The sequence below is a fragment of the Alteromonas sp. 5E99-2 genome, from assembly GCF_017368475.1.
Taxonomy (GTDB): domain Bacteria; phylum Pseudomonadota; class Gammaproteobacteria; order Enterobacterales; family Alteromonadaceae; genus Alteromonas_F.
In genome coordinates this window covers 1-471 of sequence record NZ_JAFNJE010000082.1, presented here as the reverse complement: position 1 = coordinate 471, position 471 = coordinate 1, and the positions used below count along the sequence as shown (strand labels likewise).

Sequence of the window (471 nt, the reverse complement as noted above, 5' to 3'; positions counted from 1 at the left end):
ATCGGCAATTCAGCTAAGCTTGGTGCTTCACCTTCAACAAACCCCACATACAGCGCAATCAGCTCTTCAATAAAAATGTTCAGTGACCAGCCATCAGCCACAATATGATGAATACTCACCACCACATGGTATTGCTGCTCAGGTAAATCAATGATACTAACGCGGATCGGCCTTTCACTATCAAGCGCAAATGCCTGTTGTGATAACGCTGTCGCTTTCGCCTCCGCTTCAACTACAGTGGCTAACGAAAAACAGGCTAAATCAATCTCACAATGTGTTTGTACGTGCTGTTTAACCACATCACCATCAAGCACAAATAAGGTATTGAGTACATCATGACGTGCTATCAATGCTTCAACACTGCGTGTTAATGCCCTCTTATTTAAATCACCCGAAATCGCTAACACACCCGACATGTTATACGCCGCGCTTTCTGGATTAAGCTGCCATGTTAACCACAACCCTGTTTGG

The 471-nt window shown here is 44.4% G+C and carries 1 protein-coding gene; it reads right to left on the bottom strand.

The genetic code is table 11. The annotated features are described in order from the left end of the window. The coding region (locus J3L16_RS16550; RefSeq protein WP_242698887.1) for a condensation domain-containing protein at window positions 1–471 on the bottom strand (471 nt) is incomplete at both ends.